18 protein-coding genes are annotated in these 18,196 nt (G+C 63.1%); 7 read left to right on the top strand and 11 right to left on the bottom strand.

Annotation, left to right across the window (positions count from 1 at the left end):
- Nucleotides 1–22: 22 nt before the first annotated feature.
- Entirely contained in the window at nt 23–2,167 is a 2,145-nt protein-coding gene (locus JQ641_RS07325) for a TonB-dependent receptor (RefSeq protein ID WP_211995339.1), read from the bottom strand.
- Nucleotides 2,168–2,353: 186 nt separating this feature from the next.
- On the opposite strand from JQ641_RS07325, the gene nikR reads away from it, so the two are divergent.
- The gene (gene nikR / locus JQ641_RS07320) at nt 2,354–2,803 is read left to right on the top strand and encodes a nickel-responsive transcriptional regulator NikR (protein WP_211995338.1); all 450 of its coding nucleotides are present in this window, start codon (nt 2,354–2,356) and stop codon (nt 2,801–2,803) included.
- A 109-nt stretch (nt 2,804–2,912) separates the two neighbouring features.
- On the opposite strand, the gene JQ641_RS07315 is transcribed toward nikR, so the two are convergent.
- Both JQ641_RS07315 and JQ641_RS07310 read right to left on the bottom strand, forming a co-directional pair.
- Nucleotides 2,913–3,860: a hydroxymethylglutaryl-CoA lyase gene (locus JQ641_RS07315; RefSeq protein WP_211995337.1), complete on the bottom strand. Its 948-nt coding sequence runs from the start codon at nt 3,858–3,860 to the stop codon at nt 2,913–2,915.
- 7 nt (nt 3,861–3,867) lie between these two features.
- The gene (locus tag JQ641_RS07310; protein ID WP_211995336.1) at nt 3,868–5,031 is read right to left on the bottom strand and encodes a CaiB/BaiF CoA transferase family protein; all 1,164 of its coding nucleotides are present in this window, start codon (nt 5,029–5,031) and stop codon (nt 3,868–3,870) included.
- Nucleotides 5,032–5,261: 230 nt separating this feature from the next.
- Here JQ641_RS07310 and JQ641_RS07305 point away from each other — a divergent pair, with 230 nt between their 5' ends.
- The gene (locus JQ641_RS07305; protein ID WP_211995335.1) at nt 5,262–6,014 is read left to right on the top strand and encodes a sulfate transporter family protein; all 753 of its coding nucleotides are present in this window, start codon (nt 5,262–5,264) and stop codon (nt 6,012–6,014) included.
- Nucleotides 6,015–6,178: 164 nt separating this feature from the next.
- Here the strand turns inward: JQ641_RS07305 and nth are convergent, their stop codons facing one another.
- On the bottom strand, nt 6,179–6,967 hold the full coding sequence (gene nth, locus JQ641_RS07300; protein ID WP_211995334.1) for an endonuclease III: 789 nt from the start codon (nt 6,965–6,967) through the stop codon (nt 6,179–6,181).
- A 22-nt stretch (nt 6,968–6,989) separates the two neighbouring features.
- Here nth and JQ641_RS07295 point away from each other — a divergent pair, with 22 nt between their 5' ends.
- From JQ641_RS07295 to JQ641_RS07275, 5 genes are all read left to right on the top strand, one after another.
- Nucleotides 6,990–7,511 carry a DUF2244 domain-containing protein gene (locus JQ641_RS07295; protein WP_211995333.1) on the top strand — a complete coding sequence of 174 codons (522 nt, stop codon included), beginning with the start codon at nt 6,990–6,992 and terminating at the stop codon, nt 7,509–7,511.
- A gap of 55 nt (nt 7,512–7,566) precedes the next feature.
- Nucleotides 7,567–8,463 (top strand): methylated-DNA--[protein]-cysteine S-methyltransferase, encoded by an 897-nt coding sequence (locus JQ641_RS07290; RefSeq protein ID WP_211995550.1) that lies wholly within the window; start codon nt 7,567–7,569, stop codon nt 8,461–8,463.
- Nucleotides 8,464–8,692: 229 nt separating this feature from the next.
- The gene (locus JQ641_RS07285) at nt 8,693–9,256 is read left to right on the top strand and encodes an anthrone oxygenase family protein (RefSeq protein WP_211995332.1); all 564 of its coding nucleotides are present in this window, start codon (nt 8,693–8,695) and stop codon (nt 9,254–9,256) included.
- 74 nt (nt 9,257–9,330) lie between these two features.
- A complete protein-coding gene (gpmI, locus tag JQ641_RS07280; protein ID WP_211995331.1) occupies nt 9,331–10,863 on the top strand; it encodes a 2,3-bisphosphoglycerate-independent phosphoglycerate mutase in 1,533 nt (510 codons plus the stop codon).
- Between the two features lie 43 nt (nt 10,864–10,906).
- Nucleotides 10,907–11,368, top strand: coding sequence for a GNAT family N-acetyltransferase (locus JQ641_RS07275; protein WP_211995330.1), 462 nt, complete (start codon nt 10,907–10,909; stop codon nt 11,366–11,368).
- A gap of 46 nt (nt 11,369–11,414) precedes the next feature.
- On the opposite strand, the gene dapB is transcribed toward JQ641_RS07275, so the two are convergent.
- From dapB to dnaK, 7 genes are all read right to left on the bottom strand, one after another.
- Entirely contained in the window at nt 11,415–12,230 is an 816-nt protein-coding gene (gene dapB / locus JQ641_RS07270) for a 4-hydroxy-tetrahydrodipicolinate reductase (RefSeq protein ID WP_211995329.1), read from the bottom strand.
- 142 nt (nt 12,231–12,372) lie between these two features.
- Complete coding sequence (locus tag JQ641_RS07265) at nt 12,373–12,675, bottom strand: DUF1330 domain-containing protein (RefSeq protein WP_211995328.1); 303 nt, start codon at nt 12,673–12,675, stop codon at nt 12,373–12,375.
- Nucleotides 12,676–12,708: 33 nt separating this feature from the next.
- Nucleotides 12,709–13,419, bottom strand: coding sequence for an orotidine-5'-phosphate decarboxylase (pyrF, locus tag JQ641_RS07260; protein ID WP_211995327.1), 711 nt, complete (start codon nt 13,417–13,419; stop codon nt 12,709–12,711).
- Nucleotides 13,420–13,425: 6 nt separating this feature from the next.
- Nucleotides 13,426–14,004 (bottom strand): NADPH-dependent FMN reductase, encoded by a 579-nt coding sequence (locus tag JQ641_RS07255; RefSeq protein WP_211995326.1) that lies wholly within the window; start codon nt 14,002–14,004, stop codon nt 13,426–13,428.
- Between the two features lie 137 nt (nt 14,005–14,141).
- On the bottom strand, nt 14,142–14,744 hold the full coding sequence (locus JQ641_RS07250; RefSeq protein ID WP_192736168.1) for a class I SAM-dependent methyltransferase: 603 nt from the start codon (nt 14,742–14,744) through the stop codon (nt 14,142–14,144).
- 91 nt (nt 14,745–14,835) lie between these two features.
- Nucleotides 14,836–15,975, bottom strand: a complete 1,140-nt coding sequence (gene dnaJ / locus JQ641_RS07245; RefSeq protein ID WP_192736167.1) for a molecular chaperone DnaJ — start codon at nt 15,973–15,975, stop codon at nt 14,836–14,838.
- Nucleotides 15,976–16,117: 142 nt separating this feature from the next.
- Complete coding sequence (dnaK, locus tag JQ641_RS07240) at nt 16,118–18,019, bottom strand: molecular chaperone DnaK (protein WP_192736166.1); 1,902 nt, start codon at nt 18,017–18,019, stop codon at nt 16,118–16,120.
- Nucleotides 18,020–18,196: the final 177 nt, after the last annotated feature.

The raw sequence follows: 18,196 nt of genomic DNA, 5'->3' as shown, positions 1-18,196 counted from the left end.
CGATTGGCGGCATCGGAATGCGCTAGAATCTCCCCGCCAACGTCAGTCGCACCGCCAGCGGCTCTGCCGGATGCACATGGCGGTCCGCAACACCGTCGATCGGCTCGCCCGGCAACCGCGACAGATAATAATACTCAATCTGGTTGGTCTTCGCGTTGAACAGATTGAGCACGTCGAGCTGCAGGCGTATGCCGCTGTCGAATCGGTAGCCCGCCCGCGCATTGAAGATCAGGGATGACAGCGAACGCACGCTGTCGTCCTCGATCAGCGGACGCGGTCCGAAATAGCGTCCCTTCAGCGCGCCGAACCAGCCCGTCTCATGGCCGAAGGTGACGGCGCCACTCGCAATCCAGGCCGGTGCACCGGGGATGCGATCGCCCGCGGCATCGAAGTCGGTAAAGCGGGCGCGTGTATACGCAACATCCAGATCGAACGTCAGCCAGGGCACCGGCTTGTACTTGTTGGTCCACTCCACGCCGACCCGGCGGCTCGGCCGGCTGGCCTCGGTGGTGCCGGCATCGCCGACGAACAGCAACTCGGAATCGAAGTCGAGCATGAAGACCGCGACCGAACTTGTGAGGCCTTCGACCGCCTTGGTACGGATTCCGAGTTCGGCGCCTTTCGACCGCACCAGCAGCGGCACGCGATCCTGCGGCGTTACCTTGTCGACCGGATCGACCGTGATCGTCGCACCACGGATGTCGTTGGAGTGCAGGCCGTAGCCGGCATTGCCGAAAAACTCCGTCTTGTACCAGGGCCCAAGCACGATGCCGGCCTTCGGGCTCGCCATCGAAGCCTGCGCATTGCCGGAGTTTTCAGGCGTGTCGCTCCGAACGCTGCCGGCAAAGACATCCTCGCGAATGCCGACAGTGGTACGCAGCCAGTCTGTCCAGCGCGTGGTGCTGTCCATCCAGACGCCGACATTGCCTTCCCTTACGCGGTCCTCGCGCACGGTTGAAAGCCAGCCTCGCTGCTGCGTCTTGAACAGGCCGACATGGATATCGTCATAACGGCTTTGCAGACCGACGCGCGTTTGGGTCTCTAGCCCGCCGAGGCGCCAATCGAAGGCGTGCCGTGCATCGAAGCCGCCGAGGGTGCGGCTGTCGAGCTGGTTGAACTGGTCGCCATTGACGGGGTCGTCGAGGAAATAGGTGAAGTTGTTGTAGAGCTGCAGGTTGGATCGGACGACATAGGCATTGATCTTGCTCTGCCCGTATTCGCTCGAATGCGCAAAATTGCCGGACAGGCTGAAGCGGCTGGCCACGCCGCCGTCGGTCGGATCGAGCGTACCGAAGCGGCCGATCACGCCCTGGTCGATGGCGCGCTGCGCGACCTGGTCGGTCGAATTCCAGGCGTTGGAATAGGCCATGGCCGTCAGCGTCAATCCGTCGGTCGCGGTACCCTGGCTGTAGCGCATGACGCCGTTGATCTTGCGCACATCGTCCGGCACGTCCCATGGACCGTTGTACTTGACCCCTTCGATGGCGGAGAGCAGCGTGCCCGCACCGACCGTGACTGAACCGGCGGCCACCCCGCGCCGATATCCGAAGCTGCCAACGGTGAGCTCCGCCAGATTTTTCGGCAGTCTGGTGAGGTAGTCGATTTCGACCGACCCGGCGGAGCTGAAGTCGCCGACATCGGCAAAATACGGACCCTTGCGGACATTCAGCGACTGGATCAGCTCAGGGATCAGAAAGTTGATATCGGCGTAGCCTTGTCCGTGGCCATGCGTCGGCATGTTGACGGGCATGCCGTCTACCTTGATGGACAGATCAGTTCCGTGGTCAAGGTTGAAGCCGCGCAGAAAATACTGGTTGGCTTTGCCCTCTCCGGAATGCTGGGTGATAATCAGCCCGGGCACGGCCTCCAGCGCCTCCCCGGGCCGCAGAAACGGAACGGCATTCACTTCCGCGCCGCTGATGCGCACGGCGCTGGCGGCGGTGGGCTGCAAGGCAGCAACGCCATCGGATGACGTATCAGGCGCCACGCCGCTGGCGCCCGCAATTGCCGGCTGGTTCGAGTTGATGGCCGTTCTGTTCCGCGCGCCACGATTTTGCGACGGTTTTGACCGGGCGGCCCGCTTGGGCGTCGGGTCTGATGCGGTGATGGTGACAGGCGGGAGCTGGCCAGGTTGAGCCGCCCGCTCTTGTGCCTCGGCCGGGAGCATCAGGACAGCAGAAGAAGCCGTAGCGGAAAATACCCGCAACAAGACTCTACGCACCGCCTTGCCCCCGCATGATAACTGCTACAGTCCGAGAACGACTGCGCTACACCTAACCCGGCCCCTCACGCTAGCAAGCCCGGTATGACGATACAATAAGAATATCATACTGCCGAAACCACGGAATCCCAGATGCAACGGATCACCATCACGATCGAAGACGATCTGCTCGCCGAGATCGACGCCGCAGCCGAAGCGCGCGGCTACCAGAACCGCTCCGAGATCATCCGCGACCTCGCCCGATCAGGCCTGCAGCAAAGCGCCGAGGACGCCGCGCCGTCAGGGCAATGCGTCGCCGCGCTGGTTTATGTCTACGACCACGCCGCGCGCGACCTCTCGAAACGGCTGGTGCAGAATTTCCACGGCCATCACGATCTGTCGCTGGCGACGCTGCACGTCCATCTCGACGACGACAGCTGCATGGAGGTGACGGCCCTGAAGGGCGCCTCCGGCGAGGTCCGGCATTTCGCCGACCACATCATCGCCGAGCGCGGCGTACGCTACGGCCGCGTGGTGATGATCCCGACAGCAGCGGCGGACAAGAAGCCGAAGGCGCGTAAGCACGCCCACAAGCACGACTAGGAGTGAGGACCGTAGGGTGGGCAAAGCAAAGCGTGCCCACCATTCAGAGCGCGGCACTAGATGGTGGGCACGGCGCAAGCGCGCCTTTGCCCACCCTACAAGTTCTAAGTCACGCCGCCTTGGCCGCCGTTCCGCACGGCAATCCAGCACGCGCCATGCCGCCATAGAGCTGCTCGTCCGGCATTTCCGATTTCAGGATTCCGCGCACCGCGACCAGTTTTTCGATATCGATGCCGGTGGCAAAACCCTTGCTCTCGCACAGGAACACGAGATCCTCGAACACGACATTGCCGGTCGCGCCCGGTGCGAACGGGCAGCCGCCGAGGCCCCCCAGCGATCCGTCGAGCACCCGCGCGCCGGCATCGAGCGCTGCCGAGGCGTTGGCGATGCCCATGCCGCGGGTATCGTGCAGATGAATGCAGACGGGTTTTGATCCCGCGATCTTCACCACGGCCGCCGTTAGTTCGCCGACCTGCCTCGGCCCGGCATAGCCGACCGTATCGGCGACCGCGACCATGTCGACACCGGCCTCGAACAGCTTTTCTGCAATCCTGATCACTTCCTTCGGATCGACGGCACCGACGATCGAACAGCCCAGCGCCATCGAGATCGCAGCATTCACGACAGGCTTATGCGCAGTGGCGTCGCGCAATTCACAAAGCCGCTTGACGTTGGCGATCGCGGATTCTCTGCTGCGATTGGCATTGGCCTGGCTGTGTTCTTCGGTCGCCGAGACCACGGTGGCGACTTCAGCCACGCCTGATGCCAGCGCCTCGTTGACGCCGCGCTCGTTCAGCGTCAGCGCGATGCCATAGGCGCCCGGCAGCGACGCGATGGTCGCGATAATGTCGCGCACATCGGTGAATTGCGGAAAGGTTTTCGCGGGCAGGAACGAGCCGACCTCGAAATGGCGCACGCCAGCGGCATATTCGTCGCGGATCCAGCGCTGCTTGGCGGCAGTGGACGGAAACTTCTTCACCAGCTGCAGCCCGTCGCGCAGGCCCACTTCGCGCAGAATGATCTTGTTGTCGGGATAGACGTCCTGAAGACGGGTCATGGCAGCCTCACGCAGCGTTATCGGTTGAAGTTTGTTTGTTCAGTTCGGCTCTCACAGCCTCGGTGTCGGCGCCAAGCACAGGAACATGCAGCCCTTCGCCGATATTGCCGCCGTTCCATTCCACCGGCAATGCGGGCACGCGGAACGGCGCGCCATCGGCGTTGAAATTGTTGACGAGCCCGCCGGGGCGCAGCACATGCGGGTCTTGCAGCAAATCCTCAGGCCGGTTGATCGGCGAGAAGCAGATGTTCAGCGCGTCAAGCCTGGCTGACAGCTCGGTGACGTTCCAGCCTTTGACCATTTCGGCGACGCGCGGAATGATCCGGTCCCGCGCCATGATCCGCTCCGTTGTGTTGGTCAAGGTCGGATCATCCAGAAATTCGATTAGCCCAAATTCGCGGCAGAAACTCTGCCAGTGACCTTCGGTGACCACGCCGATGAAGATGCGGCCACCACCGGCGGTGTCGAAGATATCGTAGATCGGCCAGGCATGTTCGCGCTCCGGCATCGAGCGCGGCTTGCGGCCGGTCATTTCATACTCGACCATGTGCTGCGCGACGAGAAACAGGCAGTTCTCGAACAGCCCTATCCTGATATCGGCGCCGTCCTTGTTGCCACCGCGCTTCTGGTAGAGCGCGGCGAGAATCGCGATCACGCCGAACATGCCGCCCATGATGTCGTTGGCGGAAGAACCGACCCGCTGTGGTTTGGTTTGCGTCCCGGTCATCGCGGCGAGCCCCGACATCATCTGCACGACCTCGTCGAGCGCCGGACGATGCTCATAGGGGCCGGACAAGAATCCCTTGTGGCCGGCCACGATCAGATGCGGATGCTTGCGGCGCAACTCCTCGGTTCCGAGGCCCTGCTTTTCAAGCGCACCGTCGCGAAAATTCTCCACGAACACGTCGGCGCTAGCGAGCAGCCGGTCCATGGTCTCGCGATCCTCCGCCCTGGAGAGATCGAGCACGACGCTGCGCTTGCCGCGGTTGAACAGCGGGAAGAACGAGACCCCCATGCCCCCTAAGCTGCGGGTCTTGTCGCCGACCGGCGGTTCGACCTTGATCACCTCGGCGCCGAGTTGCGCGAGGATCATGCCGCAGGTCGGACCCATCACCATATGGGTCATCTCAATGACCCTCACGCCCTCAAGCGGCAGTCCCGTCCCGGTCATGGCTTCTCCCTTGCGCCCTGTCTTGGGGATCAGACTAAGCCCTCAGGACTTGCCGGGAAAACATAATCTGCCTGATCGTGCCGTCACGGCTGCATAACGCAAATGCACGGGCGGGATCGCTGCCGGCGTTCCTAACTCGGGTCTGCCCAGGTCTTCTGCACAGGTCTTGCCGAAGCCCGATTGCATCTCTACCTCTCGCGAGGGTTTTTTCGCGAGAAACAGAGGCCATCATGCTGGACGCCGCCGTCAAGGCGCTTTCCCAAATCCTGTCGCCGCCGATGCGCACCATTCTGTGGCGCTCGATCGGGCTGGCGCTGGTGCTGATCACCGTGCTGGCAATCGGACTGCAGCGACTGCTGAGCTGGTTCGCCGAATATGGCGAGGTCTGGGCAGAAGGCCTGCTCGGGCCAGGCTTCCACACGCCGCTGAACATCCTGGCCTGGATCGTCTCGATCGCGGCCGGGCTCGGCGTCGTGCTCGGCGGCATCTTCCTGATGCCGGCGATCACCTCGCTGGTCGCCAGCGTATTCGTCGACGACGTCGCCGACCATGTCGAGCGCGAGCATTATCCGGCAGACAAGCCCGGCTCCGCGCTGCCGCTTGGGGTCGCTATCCCCGAAGGCATCAAGACGGCGTTGCTGACCATCCTGGTCTATCTGATCGCACTGCCCTTCGTGCTGTTCGCCGGGGCCGGCTTCCTGATTTTCTTCTTCGCCACCGCCTGGCTCTTGGGCCGGGAATATTTCGAGCTCGCGGCGATGCGTTTCCGCTCGCCCGCCGAAGCCAAGGCGATGCGCAAGGACAATGCGGCGACCGTGTTCACCGCGGGGCTCTTCATCGCGGCCTTTGTCTCGATCCCGATCGTCAACCTGGCGACGCCGCTGTTCGGCATGGCCTTCATGGTCCACATGCATAAGCGCTTGAGCGGCTCCCGGCCGGAGCTGATCGAGCCTTCGCGGCGCACCGGGATGCCGGTGGTCTAACCCCTCATGGTGACGAGCGCGGCTTCGCGCGTCTCGAACCATGAGGCCCCGATCTCGCCCGTGGCCATCCTTCGAGACGCCGCTTTGCGGCTCCCTCGGTGAGCGCAAAAGCGCTCATCCGGGGATGAGGGCGAGCAAGCGGGGCGAGGTAAGAACCACAAACCTCACACCGTCTTCTCCGGCCACCTGCAGAGATCGTTGATCAAACACACATCGCAGCGCGGCTTGCGCGCGAGGCAAATGTAGCGGCCGTGCAGGATCAGCCAGTGGTGGGCGTGCAGCATGAACTCGGACGGGATGATCTTTTCCAGTCCGAGCTCGACCTCGAGCACGTTGTTGCCGGGCGCCATTCCCGTGCGGTTGCCGAGCCGGAACACGTGGGTATCCACCGCCATCGTATGCTCGCCGAAGGCCATGTTGAGCACGACATTGGCCGTCTTGCGGCCGGCGCCGGGCAGCGACTCGATCTCGGCGCGGGTGCGCGGCACCTCACTGCCGAACTCGGCGATCAGTTTTTCCGACAACGCGATGACGTTCTTGGCCTTGTTCCGATAAAGCCCGATGGTCTTGATGTAGTCGCGCACGGTGTCCTCGCCGAGCGCCAGCATCTTCTCGGGCGTGTCGGCCACCGCGAACATGGGGCGCGTCGCGCGGTTGACGCCGGCGTCGGTCGCCTGCGCCGACAGCACCACGGCGACCAGCAGCGTGTAGGGGTTGAGATGTTCGAGCTCGCCCTTCGGCTCCGGATTGGCGTTCCGAAAGCGGCTGAACGCCTCGTGCACCTCGGCCGAGGTCCAGGGTTTTGGCTTTGCTGTTCGCTTCGCCACGGGCTTGGCGGACGCTTCGGCCGGCTTCCTGGCCGTGGCCTTTTTGGCTGTTTTCCTTGCGGTTTTGCTTGGCACAGATGGAACGCTTGGTTTTTTGGCAGCTTTAGCGCGGATGATTTTGGCCATGATCCGGGTATACTGACCCGCGATGACCGCAAGCAACGACTTTGATCGGGATGTTGACCAGCCGAAGCTGTTTTCGGCGCGACTGACGCCGCATCGTTCGCTCAACCGCACCGGCTTCCTGGTGCTGATGGCGTTCCTTTGCGCGGTGAGCTTTGTCGCGGGCGTCGCGTTCCTGTTGATGGGCGCCTGGCCGGTGTTCGGATTCTTCGGGCTCGATGTGCTCGTGATCTACTGGGCGTTCCGGGTCAATTTCCGCAGCGCCAATGCGTCGGAGGAAATCACGGTGACGCCGTCGGAGCTGCGGGTGCGCCGGGTCAGCCATCGCGGCCATGTGGTGGAATGGGTGCTCAATCCGCTCTGGGTGCGGCTGGACCAGACCGGCGATCCCGAATTCGGCATCGAGCGGCTTTATCTGGTCTCGCGCGGCCGCCGCGTCTCGGTCGGGTATTTTTTGGGGCCGGACGAAAAGGCAAGCTTTGCCAAGGCTTTACTGGCCGCGCTACAAGCCGCCAAACGCGGCATCACGTATAATCCCATAACGTGAATCCGTATCGGAAATCGGGTGGTTTGGAGGTCGGATGAGCCCTAAATCTGATCCCATGATGACACTTGCCATACATGACCAGCGCCTGGCCAAGCCGGGCCCCCAGAACGCCGCGCTGCGCGACTATGATTCCGTGCGCCGCGCCATCGCCTTCATCTCGGAACATTGGCGCGCGCAGCCGACCATCGAAGCGATGGCGGATGCCGCCTCGGTGACCCCTGATGAATTGCACCTTCTGTTCCGCCGCTGGGCCGGGCTGACGCCAAAGGACTTCATGCAGGCGCTGACGCTCGATCACGCCAAGGGATTGTTGCGCGACTCGGCGAGCGTGCTCGACGCCGCGCTCGACTCGGGGCTGTCGGGTCCGGGCCGCTTGCACGATCTGTTCGTGACGCATGAGGCAATGTCGCCGGGCGAATGGAAGAACGGCGGCGCCGGCATGACGCTGCGCTACGGATTCCATCCCTCGCCGTTCGGCACCGCCATTGTGATCGCCAGCGGCCGCGGCCTTGCGGGGCTTGCCTTCGCCGATCCCGGCGAGGAGCCGGCATCTTTCGCCGACATGAAGCGGCGCTGGCCGAACGCGACCTATGTCGAGGATCGTGACGGCACGGCCGGCCTCGCGCAGCGCATCTTCGACACCAAGTTGTGGCGGCCGGACCAGCCGCTGCGCGTGGTCCTGATCGGTACCGACTTCGAGGTGCGGGTGTGGGAGACCTTGCTGAAGATCCCGATGGGCCGCGCGGTCTGCTATTCCGACATCGCCAACAAGATCAAGAATCCAAAAGCCTCTCGCGCTGTTGGTGCCGCGGTCGGCCGCAACCCGGTATCGTTCGTGGTGCCCTGCCATCGCGCACTCGGCAAGGGCGGCGCGCTCACCGGCTATCACTGGGGCATCACCCGCAAGCAGGCGATGCTGGGCTGGGAAGCCGGCCAGGTCGGGCTGCACTAGACTGGTAGATTCGTAGGATGGGTGGAGCCAACGGGTCGCGCGAATGCGCGCCCGATGACAGGCTCCGCGATACCCATCAAGAGCTTGCGACGAAGCTGATGGGTTTCGCTCCGCTCTACCCATCCTACGCTGTCACTCGCGTGAGATGTGCGCATGTAAAAAATGTGAGGTGACAGGCCGCGACGCAAACCCTAGCATCGCCTGATCAGGATGGTGACCGCGGATTTTCATGACAATGCAATTCCTGCGGCTGTCCTGTCTTGCACTCTCGGTTCTTGCCGCTGCGCTGGTCGCCGGATTCTTCTACGCCTATCATTGCTCTGTCATGCCGGGTCTCGCCGCGACCGATGCGGTATCGGCGATCAAGGCGATGCAGGGGATCAACGCGGTCGTTCGTAACGCCGTTTTCGCGTTCAGCTTTTTCGGGACGTTGGCGTTCGGAACTCTCGCTATCCTTTTGCTGATCGGTGCGGGCGGCTGGCCGCTGGCGCTCGCCCTTCTCGGCACAGCCATTTATGGCCTCGGCGCATTCTTCGTGACGCTGCGTTTCAGCGTGCCGTTGAACGAAGGTCTTGCAACCGTCGTACCGACCACGGAGAACGCCGCCGCGATCTGGCGGGCCTATCTTGAACCCTGGATGTTCTGGAATGCGCTGCGCATGGTCATGTCCGCGCTGACGCTGGCGGCATTCACGGCAAGCCTCGTCATGCTGATCGCACGCGCGCCGGGCGGCGGCCTCCGATTCCCCATGGCTGATATGTCGGCCAAGCAGAGCACCCGGCCGGAACACTGACGGCGGGCGTCGATTGACGATCGCGTATCGATCGCTCACAACCACGCCCGGGGTAAACAGCGAAAGGCCCGTCGATGCAGAAGCGCCGCCCGGTGATGCTAGCGATATTGGATGGTTGGGGTTGGCGGGAGGATCCGGCCGACAATGCTGTTCGGCAGGCCAGGACACCTAATTTCGATCGCCTGTGGAACGCGGGCCCGCGCGCCTTCCTGAGAACGTCGGGACGGGATGTCGGGCTACCCGATGGGCAGATGGGCAATTCCGAAGTCGGGCACCTGAACATCGGCGCGGGCCGCGTGGTGATGCAGGACCTGCCGCGGATCAACGACGCCATTACGTCCGGCGAAATCAAATCCGCGACGGCGCTCACCGCCCTGGTCCAGTCGCTGAAGCAGAGCGGCGGCACCTGTCATCTGATCGGCCTGGTGTCACCGGGCGGCGTCCATTCCCATCAGGACCACGTCGCCGCACTGGCCAAGATCCTCGCCGAGCATGGCGTGCCGGCGGTCGTACACGCACTCACGGACGGACGCGATACGCCGCCGCGATCGGGAGCCGATGATTTGAAGCGGCTGGCCGCGGCGCTGCCGCCACAGGTTCCGATCGCAACCGTCGTCGGGCGATACTATGCGATGGACCGCGACAAACGCTGGGAACGCGTTGGCAAAGCCTATGACGCCATCGTCGAGGCCGAAGGCCCGCATTTTGCCGACGCGCAATCGGCAATGTCAGATGCCTATGCGCATGATGTCACCGACGAGTTCGTCGTGCCGTCGGTGATCGGCAATTACGCGGGCATCAAAGATGGCGACGGCGTGCTGAGCTTCAACTTTCGCGCCGACCGCGTCCGCGAGATTCTCGGTGCGATGCTCGATCCGTCGTTTGACGGCTTCAAGCGCAGACGCAGCGTCCGGTACGCCGGCGCGGTTGGAATGACGCAATACAGCTCTGATCTGGACCGGCTGATGCAGACGATATTTCCGCCGCAGGCGTTTCCAAACATCCTGGGCGAAGTCACGTCAGCGGCAAACCGGACGCAAGTGCGGATGGCCGAAACGGAGAAATATCCGCACGTCACCTATTTTCTCAACGGTGGACGGGAAGAGCCTTTTCCCGGCGAAGACCGCATCATGGTGCCCTCGCCCAAGGTCGCGACCTATGACCTGCAGCCGGAAATGTCGGCTGTCGAGCTGACGGCGAAGGCCGTGGAGGCAATCGACTCGGGCAAGTACGATTTGATCGTGCTGAACTACGCCAATCCGGACATGGTCGGCCACACGGGAGACCTCAAGGCTGCAATCAAAGCGGTCGAAACCGTCGATACCGCGCTCGGGAAAATCTCGGAGGCGATCGAGCGATCCGGCGGCGCGCTGCTGGTGACCGCCGACCACGGCAACTGCGAAATGATGCGCGACCCCGCAACCGGCGGTCCGCATACGGCTCACACGACCAACCCGGTGCCCCTGCTGCTGCAGGGCGGCGGCGGCGCGACATTGGCGGAAGGCCGGCTGGCGGATATTGCGCCGACACTGCTCGACCTGATGCAATTGCCGAAACCGGCCGACATGACCGGCATGTCGTTGCTGCGGCCGAACAAGCAAGGCTAGGGCACGGAATCGCTCATGCGACCTTGGGGAGCGGAGTCGACCGATGGAATGCACAATCCGGCCGGCGCGTGAGGGTGACGCCAACGAAATAAGCGCGGTCATTATCCGTACACTGCGCGAAACCAATGCGAAGGACTATTCGAGTGAGATCATCGAGAGGATCGAGCACAGCTTTAGTCCAAGCGCCGTGCTTGAGCTGCTCGGAAAGCGCACCGTCTTTGTCGCCGCGATTGGTGGTCGCGTAGTTGGAACAGCAAGCCTCGATGGAAGCGTAGTCCGCACGGTCTTCGTGTCCCCTGACGTTCAGGCCCGGGGGATCGGCAAGCTGCTGATGGCCGAGGTCGAGCGCACGGCACGCGAGAGAAACATCCCCACGTTGGCTGTCCCCTCTTCAATCAGCGCCGAGACGTTCTACGGGCAGCTCGGGTTCAGGGCCGTGCGCGATAGCTACTATGGTGAAGAGCGCACGATCATCATGGAGCGGTCATTGCAGGACCGTCCGTAGGTCCGGTCGGCTAATTCAGGCTTCGCATTCGGCGCGTCGTCGAATTTCAGAAGTCGCCGAGGCCCAGCACGTCGGCCATCGAATACAGGCCGGGCGTCTTGCCCTGCGCCCACAACGCCGCCTTGACCGCGCCTTGCGCAAACATGGTGCGGTCCTCGGCGCGGTGGGTAAGCTCGATGCGCTCCATCGCACCGGCGAAGATCACGCTGTGTTCGCCGGTGACGGTGCCGCCGCGCAGCGCCGCAAAACCGATGTCGCCGGCCTTGCGCGCGCCGGTAATACCGTCGCGTCCGCGCGCCGAGTGCAGGTGCAGGTCGATGCCGCGGCCCGCGGCGGCGGCCTCACCCAGCATCAGTGCGGTGCCCGACGGCGCATCGACCTTGGCCTTGTGATGCATCTCCAGGATCTCGATATCGAAATCGGTATCGAGCGATTGCGCGACGCGCTTGACCAGCGCCGCCAGCAAGTTGACGCCGAGGCTCATATTGCCTGACTGCACGACGATGGCGCGGGACGTCACGCTCTTGATCACGGCCATGTCGGAGCTCGACAACCCCGTGGTTCCGACCACGTGCACCAGCTTCCGTTCGGCGGCGATTGCCACATTGGCGATGGTGGCGGCGGGAACCGTGAAATCGAGAATGCCGTCGGCGTTCGCCGTCAGCGCCCAGAGATCGGCGGAGAGCTTGACGCCATTTTCGGGCAGGCCGGCGAGCATGCCGGAATCCTTGCCCAGCAGCTCCGAACCCGGCGCTTCGAGCGCACCGGCAAGCACCGCACCTGACGTTTCCGAAATGACGCGCGTCAGCGCCCGGCCCATCCGGCCGCCGGCTCCAGCTACGATCAAACGCATGTCGGCCATGGCTTCACCTCTTCATGGGGTATAGCTGGGGCGGACCGCTACGGCAACTTCCCGTCATTGCGAGCGAAGCGAAGCAATCCATCTGTCCGCATGGAAAGCATGGATTGCTTCGTCGCTGTGCTCCTCGCAATGACGGAAGCCCTCAAGGCTGCGGGCCGTCATAGCCTTCGATCACGATCAGCTCGGCAATCGAGTGCGGCTGCCGAACCTTGATGTTGGCCTGGTATTCCGGTGAATTGTAGCAGGCCATCGCCGCGTCGTAGCTGTCGAACTCGATCACCACGTTGCGCGAGCGGCTTTGGCCCTCGACGCCGGTGAACTTGCCGCCGCGGACGACGTAGCGCCCGCCGAACTTCTTGAAGATCGCGAGATTGGCCGCCGCATAGGGCTTGTAGCCCTCGTCATTGTTCACGTCGACGCGACCGATCCAGTATCCCTTGGCCATGTTGTTCTCCCGTTTCTTGTCTCGCTGAATTGATTACGCCAGCGCCTGCGCGATTTCGGTTTGAATGGCATCCGCGGCGGCTTTGGGGTCGGCGGCCTCGGTGACCGGCCGTCCCACCACCAGATAATCCGCCCCGGCGGCAATGGCGCGCGCCGGTGTCATGATGCGTTTCTGGTCGCCGGACGCCGAGCCCGCGGGCCGGATGCCCGGCGTCACCAGGTTCATCTGGTGGCCGACGATCTTGCGCAGGGAAGCCGCCTCTTCCGGCGAACTCACCAGCCCGTCGACGCCGAGCACCTGCGCCTGCTGCGCCCGCGCCTCGACCAGATCGGAGACGTTGAGCCGATAGCCGGCGGCATGCAGATCGCCGTCGTCATAGGAAGTCAGCACGGTGACCGCGAGGATTTTCAGGCTCGAGCCCTCGCGCGCCTCGACGGCGGCTTTCATGGTCTGCGGATAGGCGTGCACGGTGAGAAAGGTCGCACCGAGTTTTGCGACACTCTCGACGCCGCGTGCAACGGTGTTGCCGATATCGTGCAGCTTGAGATCGACGAACACCTTCTTACCCGCGCCGGACAATTGACGGACCAGCGGCAGACCGCCGGCATAGGCGAGCTGATAGCCGATCTTGTAGAACGTCACGCTGTCGCCGAGCCGCGCCACCATCGCTTCGGCCTCGGCGACGCCGGGCAGATCGAGCGCCACAATCAACCGGTCTTTCGGAGCGATACTGGCAGGCTGCATGTCACCTCACATCATGCGTTGGGAATGGTCGATCAGCTGCCGCACCAGCGCTTGCAGCGCCTCGACATCGGCAGGATGTTTCAGACGGTCCATCTCGTCATAGGCCTGGTCCGCGAACGACAATGCGAGCTGGTTCGGAACCACGCTGGCGTGACACGCCGTCAGAATCAGGCGCAGCGCCGCCAGCGCGCGCGTGCCGCCGAGCCGTCCGCCCGAAGCGGAAGCGATCGCAAACACGGCGCCGCGAAACACCTGGCCGCGGGTTTCATGCAGGTCCTGCACCCGGCTGATCCAGTCGATGGTGTTTTTCACCAGCGCCGGCACCGACGAATTATATTCCGGCGTCACGATCAGGACGCCATGATGGGCGCCGATCATGCGCTTCAGATTGACCGCGTGCTTCGGCACGCCGGACTTCGCCTGCAGGTCGCCGTCATAGATCGGCAAGGGAAAATCCGACAGCGAGATGCGGGTGACTTCGGCGCCGGATAGCGCCAGCTCATGGCTGGCAGCGGCCGCCAGCCTCGCATTGAGCGAGCCTGATCGAAGCGATCCCGGGATCACGAGGATTTTCAGCGCGGACATATTTTATAAATCGCGGTTCGGGCCAATCCCGCCGCGCAGACGCGGGCGAGCATTTTCGTCGAAAATGCTCTTAACTAATATCTTGCGCGTATTCTATGCGCAAAACCGGCTTCCACTTTTGCGGAATACGCGCAGTCTTAGCCCTTGCGATACACCCAGACCCGGGCGGGCGGAAGGTTCATCCAGATCCGCTCGGAAGCTTCTGTGGACACGCCGGGCAGCGATTTCGGGATCGGCGGCGCAACCGAATAGGTGAACTGCACAAAGGGCGCACCAGGTGCCAGCGCCGTAAAGGCGTCGCGGATCAATTTGAGGCGCGTCAGCATCGGCTTTGTGACCAGCGGCAGGCCGGAGACCACGGCCGAGGCCGGCACGTCGAGAACCTTCAACAGCGAGTCGCGAAGTTTGTAGGCGTCGCCCTGCACCACCTTGGCGTGCGGATAACGGTCGCGCAGCAGCGCGCAGAAGCCCGGATTATATTCAACCAGCACGAGACGCTTCTGATCGACGCCATGTTCGATCAGCGCGTTGGTGATCGCGCCGGTGCCGGGGCCAAGTTCGACGACCGGTCCTTTCGAATCGACGTCGACATATTGCGCCATGGTGCGCGCGAGCAGCTTGCTGGACGGCATCACCGCGCCCATGTGCAGCGGCTTTTCGATCCATGAACGGAGAAAACGCACCTCGTCGTCAAGACGGAGAGGTTTCTTCAACGCACGCACGGACGATTGCAGAGGCATGTCGCTACCAGGCGGGACCGCGAACGGCGGTTATGTCAGAAAACAGTCATAAAGAGGTATAGGTCGCAGCTCTTATGGTCAAGCAAAAGGCTCACTGCGGGGCAGCGCGGCTACCGAAGAAGTCCTTGACCTTAGTAAAGAAACCCGCCGCCTCCGGCTGGGTCGCACCCGACGACAGCTTTTCGAACTCGGCCAGCAATTCCTGCTGCTTCTTGGTCAGATTCTGCGGCGTTTCGACCATCACCTGCACATACATGTCGCCGGTCTGGCGCGAACGGAGCACCGGCATGCCTTTTGATGCGATGCGGAATCGCCGGCCGGACTGTGTTCCCGACGGCACCTTCACCTTGGTCTTGCCCTTGTCGATGGTCGGCACCTCGAATTCGCCGCCAAGGGCTGCCGCCACCATCGAGATCGGGACCCGGCAATGCAGGTCGGCGCCGTCGCGCTGGAAGAATTCGTGGGTCGCCAGCGACAGGAAAATATAGAGATCGCCGGGCGGTCCACCGCGGACGCCGGCTTCGCCCTCGCCGGCGAGGCGAATGCGGGTGCCGTCTTCGACGCCTTGCGGAATGTTGACCGACAGGGTCCGGTCGCGCGTCACCCGGCCCGAGCCCGCGCAGGAGGGACAGGGGTCTTCGATCATCTGGCCGCGGCCCTGACAGCCCGGACAGGTTCGTTCCAGCGTGAAGAAGCCCTGGGCCTGCCGCACCCTTCCCTGCCCGCCGCACAGCGAACAGGTCTTCGGCTTGGTGCCGGCCTTGGCGCCGGTGCCGGAACAGGATTCGCAGGTGACCGAAACCGGAATCTCGATCTGGGCGGTCTTGCCGAGGAAGGCTTCCTCCAGCGTGATTTCCATATTGTAGCGCAGGTCGGCGCCGCGCTCGCGGCCACCGCCACCGCGCCCGCGTTGTCCGGCCATGCCGAACAGATCCTCGAAAATATCCGAGAATGACGAGGCGAAGCCGGCGCCGAATCCGGGCCCGCCGCCACCCATGCCCTGCTCGAACGCCGCATGGCCGTAGCGGTCATAGGCGGCGCGCTTGTCGCCGTCCTTGAGGACCTCATAGGCTTCGTTGATTTCCTTGAACTTCACTTCGCTGGAAGCATCGCCCGGATTCTTGTCCGGGTGCCATTTCATCGCGAGCTTGCGAAAGGCCGCCTTGAGCTTGCCATCGTCCGCTGACCGCTCGACTTCCAGGGTTTCGTAATAGCAGCGCTTGGTGGACATCCGTCAGTTCCGTCCGAATTTCGTCTTCATGCCGCAAGGGTGCATCGTTGAGGATGCCGCCTTGCGCTTAACGAAAAATGACCCCCACCCATCGAGACGCAGCAGGCGCTCTTTGGTGTGAGGGTCATGATCGAAAGCCCGCTTACGCCGACTTCTTGTTGTTCTTGTCGTCGTCGACCTCGGTGAACTCCGCGTCGACGACGTCATCCTTGGCCGCATCCTTCTTGGCGTCGGCTTCGGCCTGCTGCTTGTACATGGCCTCGCCGAGCTTCATCGAAGCCTGCGCCAGCGTGTTGGTCTTGGCCTTGATCGCCTCGGCATCGTCGCCCTTCAGCGCTTCCTTGAGGTCGCTGACGGCGTCCTCGATGGAACGGCGCTCGCTCTCCTCGACCTTCGAACCGTGTTCGGCCAGCGCCTTCTCGGTGGAATGCACGAGAGAGTCGGCATGGTTCTTGGCGTCGACCGCCTCGCGGCGCTTCTTGTCCTCGGCCGCATTGGCCTCGGCGTCCTTGACCATCTTCTGGATGTCGGCGTCCGACAGGCCGCCGGAGGCCTGAATCCGGATCTGCTGTTCCTTGCCGGTCGCCTTGTCCTTGGCCGAGACGTTGACGATGCCGTTGGCGTCGATGTCGAACGTCACCTCGATCTGCGGCATGCCGCGCGGCGACGGCGGAATGCCCATCAGGTCGAACTGGCCGAGCACCTTGTTGTCGGCCGCCATTTCACGCTCGCCCTGGAAGACGCGGATGGTGACGGCGCTCTGGTTGTCCTCGGCGGTCGAGAACACCTGGCTCTTCTTGGTCGGGATCGTGGTGTTGCGATCGATGATGCGGGTGAACACGCCACCCAGCGTCTCGATGCCGAGCGACAGCGGGGTCACGTCGAGCAGCAGCACGTCCTTGACGTCGCCCTGCAGCACGCCGGCCTGGATCGCCGCACCGATGGCGACGACTTCGTCCGGGTTGACGCCCTTGTGCGGCTCCTTGCCGAACAGCTGCTTCACCACTTCCTGAACCTTCGGCATGCGCGTCATGCCGCCGACCAGCACCACTTCGCCGATCTCGGCGGCGGTGAGGCCCGCATCCTTCAGCGCCTTGCGGCACGGCTCGATGGTCTTCTGGACGAGATCGTCGACCAGCGCCTCGAACTTGGAGCGGGTCAGCTTCATCGTCAGATGCTTCGGACCGGTCTGATCGGCCGTGATGAACGGCAGGTTGATTTCGGTCTGCGTGGTCGAGGACAATTCGATCTTGGCCTTTTCGGCGGCCTCTTTCAGGCGCTGCAAGGCAAGCTTGTCGTTGCGCAGGTTGATGCCCTGCTCCTTCTGGAACTCATCGGCCAGATAGCTGACGAGCCGCATGTCGAAGTCTTCACCACCGAGGAACGTGTCGCCGTTGGTGGACTTCACCTCGAACACGCCGTCGCCGATCTCGAGAATCGAGACGTCGAAGGTGCCGCCGCCGAGGTCGTACACCGCAATGGTGCCGGTCTTGGTCTTGTCGAGGCCGTAGGCGAGAGCGGCCGCGGTCGGCTCGTTGATGATGCGCAGCACTTCAAGGCCGGCGATCTTGCCGGCGTCCTTGGTGGCCTGACGTTGCGCGTCGTTGAAATAGGCGGGAACCGTGATGACGGCCTGCTCGACCTTCTGGCCGAGATGGGCTTCCGCGGTCTCTTTCATCTTCTGCAGAATGAAAGCGGAGACCTGCGAGGGCGAATAGGTTTTGCTGTCGGCTTCGACCCAGGCGTCGCCGTTCGAAGCTTTCACGATTTTATAGGGGACGAGCTTCTTGTCCTTCTCGACCATCGGGTCGTCATAGCGGCGGCCGACGAGGCGCTTGACCGCAAAGAAGGTGCGCTCGGGATTGGTCACCGCCTGACGCTTGGCAGGCTGGCCGACGAGGCGCTCGCCATCATCGCTGAAAGCGACGATCGACGGCGTCGTGCGCATGCCCTCTGCGTTCTCGATGACTTTAGCTGTCTTGCCATCCATTACGGCGACGCACGAATTGGTGGTGCCGAGATCGATCCCAATGACCTTTCCCATGGTCCTCATATCCTTCTTTTTGCGGCAGGTTGGCTGGGCCCTGGACGGCGCACCTAACCGAACCCCCAACGATCAATTACTCGCGATATTGCGACGGTGAGCCTCATATAGGAGGGGGGGTCCTGCCCGCAAGGACCGAACGCAACCTTAGGGCCTGAAAATGCTGACGTTTGAAAG

It is taken from the genome of Bradyrhizobium sp. JYMT SZCCT0180, from assembly GCF_018130165.1.
In the GTDB taxonomy this organism is placed as follows: domain Bacteria; phylum Pseudomonadota; class Alphaproteobacteria; order Rhizobiales; family Xanthobacteraceae; genus Bradyrhizobium.
Note: the sequence above shows the minus strand (reverse complement) of the source record. Positions and strands in the feature narration are given on the sequence as shown.

Coding starts and splice junctions, on each gene's coding strand:
- JQ641_RS07325 (WP_211995339.1), bottom strand. CDS start 2,167: ATGCTCCCGGCCGAGGCACAAGAGCGGGCGGCTCAACCTGGCCAGCTC.
- nikR (WP_211995338.1), top strand. CDS start 2,354: ATGCAACGGATCACCATCACGATCGAAGACGATCTGCTCGCCGAGATC.
- JQ641_RS07315 (WP_211995337.1), bottom strand. CDS start 3,860: ATGACCCGTCTTCAGGACGTCTATCCCGACAACAAGATCATTCTGCGC.
- JQ641_RS07310 (WP_211995336.1), bottom strand. CDS start 5,031: ATGACCGGGACGGGACTGCCGCTTGAGGGCGTGAGGGTCATTGAGATG.
- JQ641_RS07305 (WP_211995335.1), top strand. CDS start 5,262: ATGCTGGACGCCGCCGTCAAGGCGCTTTCCCAAATCCTGTCGCCGCCG.
- nth (WP_211995334.1), bottom strand. CDS start 6,967: ATGGCCAAAATCATCCGCGCTAAAGCTGCCAAAAAACCAAGCGTTCCA.
- JQ641_RS07295 (WP_211995333.1), top strand. CDS start 6,990: ATGACCGCAAGCAACGACTTTGATCGGGATGTTGACCAGCCGAAGCTG.
- JQ641_RS07290 (WP_211995550.1), top strand. CDS start 7,567: ATGATGACACTTGCCATACATGACCAGCGCCTGGCCAAGCCGGGCCCC.
- JQ641_RS07285 (WP_211995332.1), top strand. CDS start 8,693: ATGACAATGCAATTCCTGCGGCTGTCCTGTCTTGCACTCTCGGTTCTT.
- gpmI (WP_211995331.1), top strand. CDS start 9,331: ATGCAGAAGCGCCGCCCGGTGATGCTAGCGATATTGGATGGTTGGGGT.
- JQ641_RS07275 (WP_211995330.1), top strand. CDS start 10,907: ATGGAATGCACAATCCGGCCGGCGCGTGAGGGTGACGCCAACGAAATA.
- dapB (WP_211995329.1), bottom strand. CDS start 12,230: ATGGCCGACATGCGTTTGATCGTAGCTGGAGCCGGCGGCCGGATGGGC.
- JQ641_RS07265 (WP_211995328.1), bottom strand. CDS start 12,675: ATGGCCAAGGGATACTGGATCGGTCGCGTCGACGTGAACAATGACGAG.
- pyrF (WP_211995327.1), bottom strand. CDS start 13,419: ATGCAGCCTGCCAGTATCGCTCCGAAAGACCGGTTGATTGTGGCGCTC.
- JQ641_RS07255 (WP_211995326.1), bottom strand. CDS start 14,004: ATGTCCGCGCTGAAAATCCTCGTGATCCCGGGATCGCTTCGATCAGGC.
- JQ641_RS07250 (WP_192736168.1), bottom strand. CDS start 14,744: ATGCCTCTGCAATCGTCCGTGCGTGCGTTGAAGAAACCTCTCCGTCTT.
- dnaJ (WP_192736167.1), bottom strand. CDS start 15,975: ATGTCCACCAAGCGCTGCTATTACGAAACCCTGGAAGTCGAGCGGTCA.
- dnaK (WP_192736166.1), bottom strand. CDS start 18,019: ATGGGAAAGGTCATTGGGATCGATCTCGGCACCACCAATTCGTGCGTC.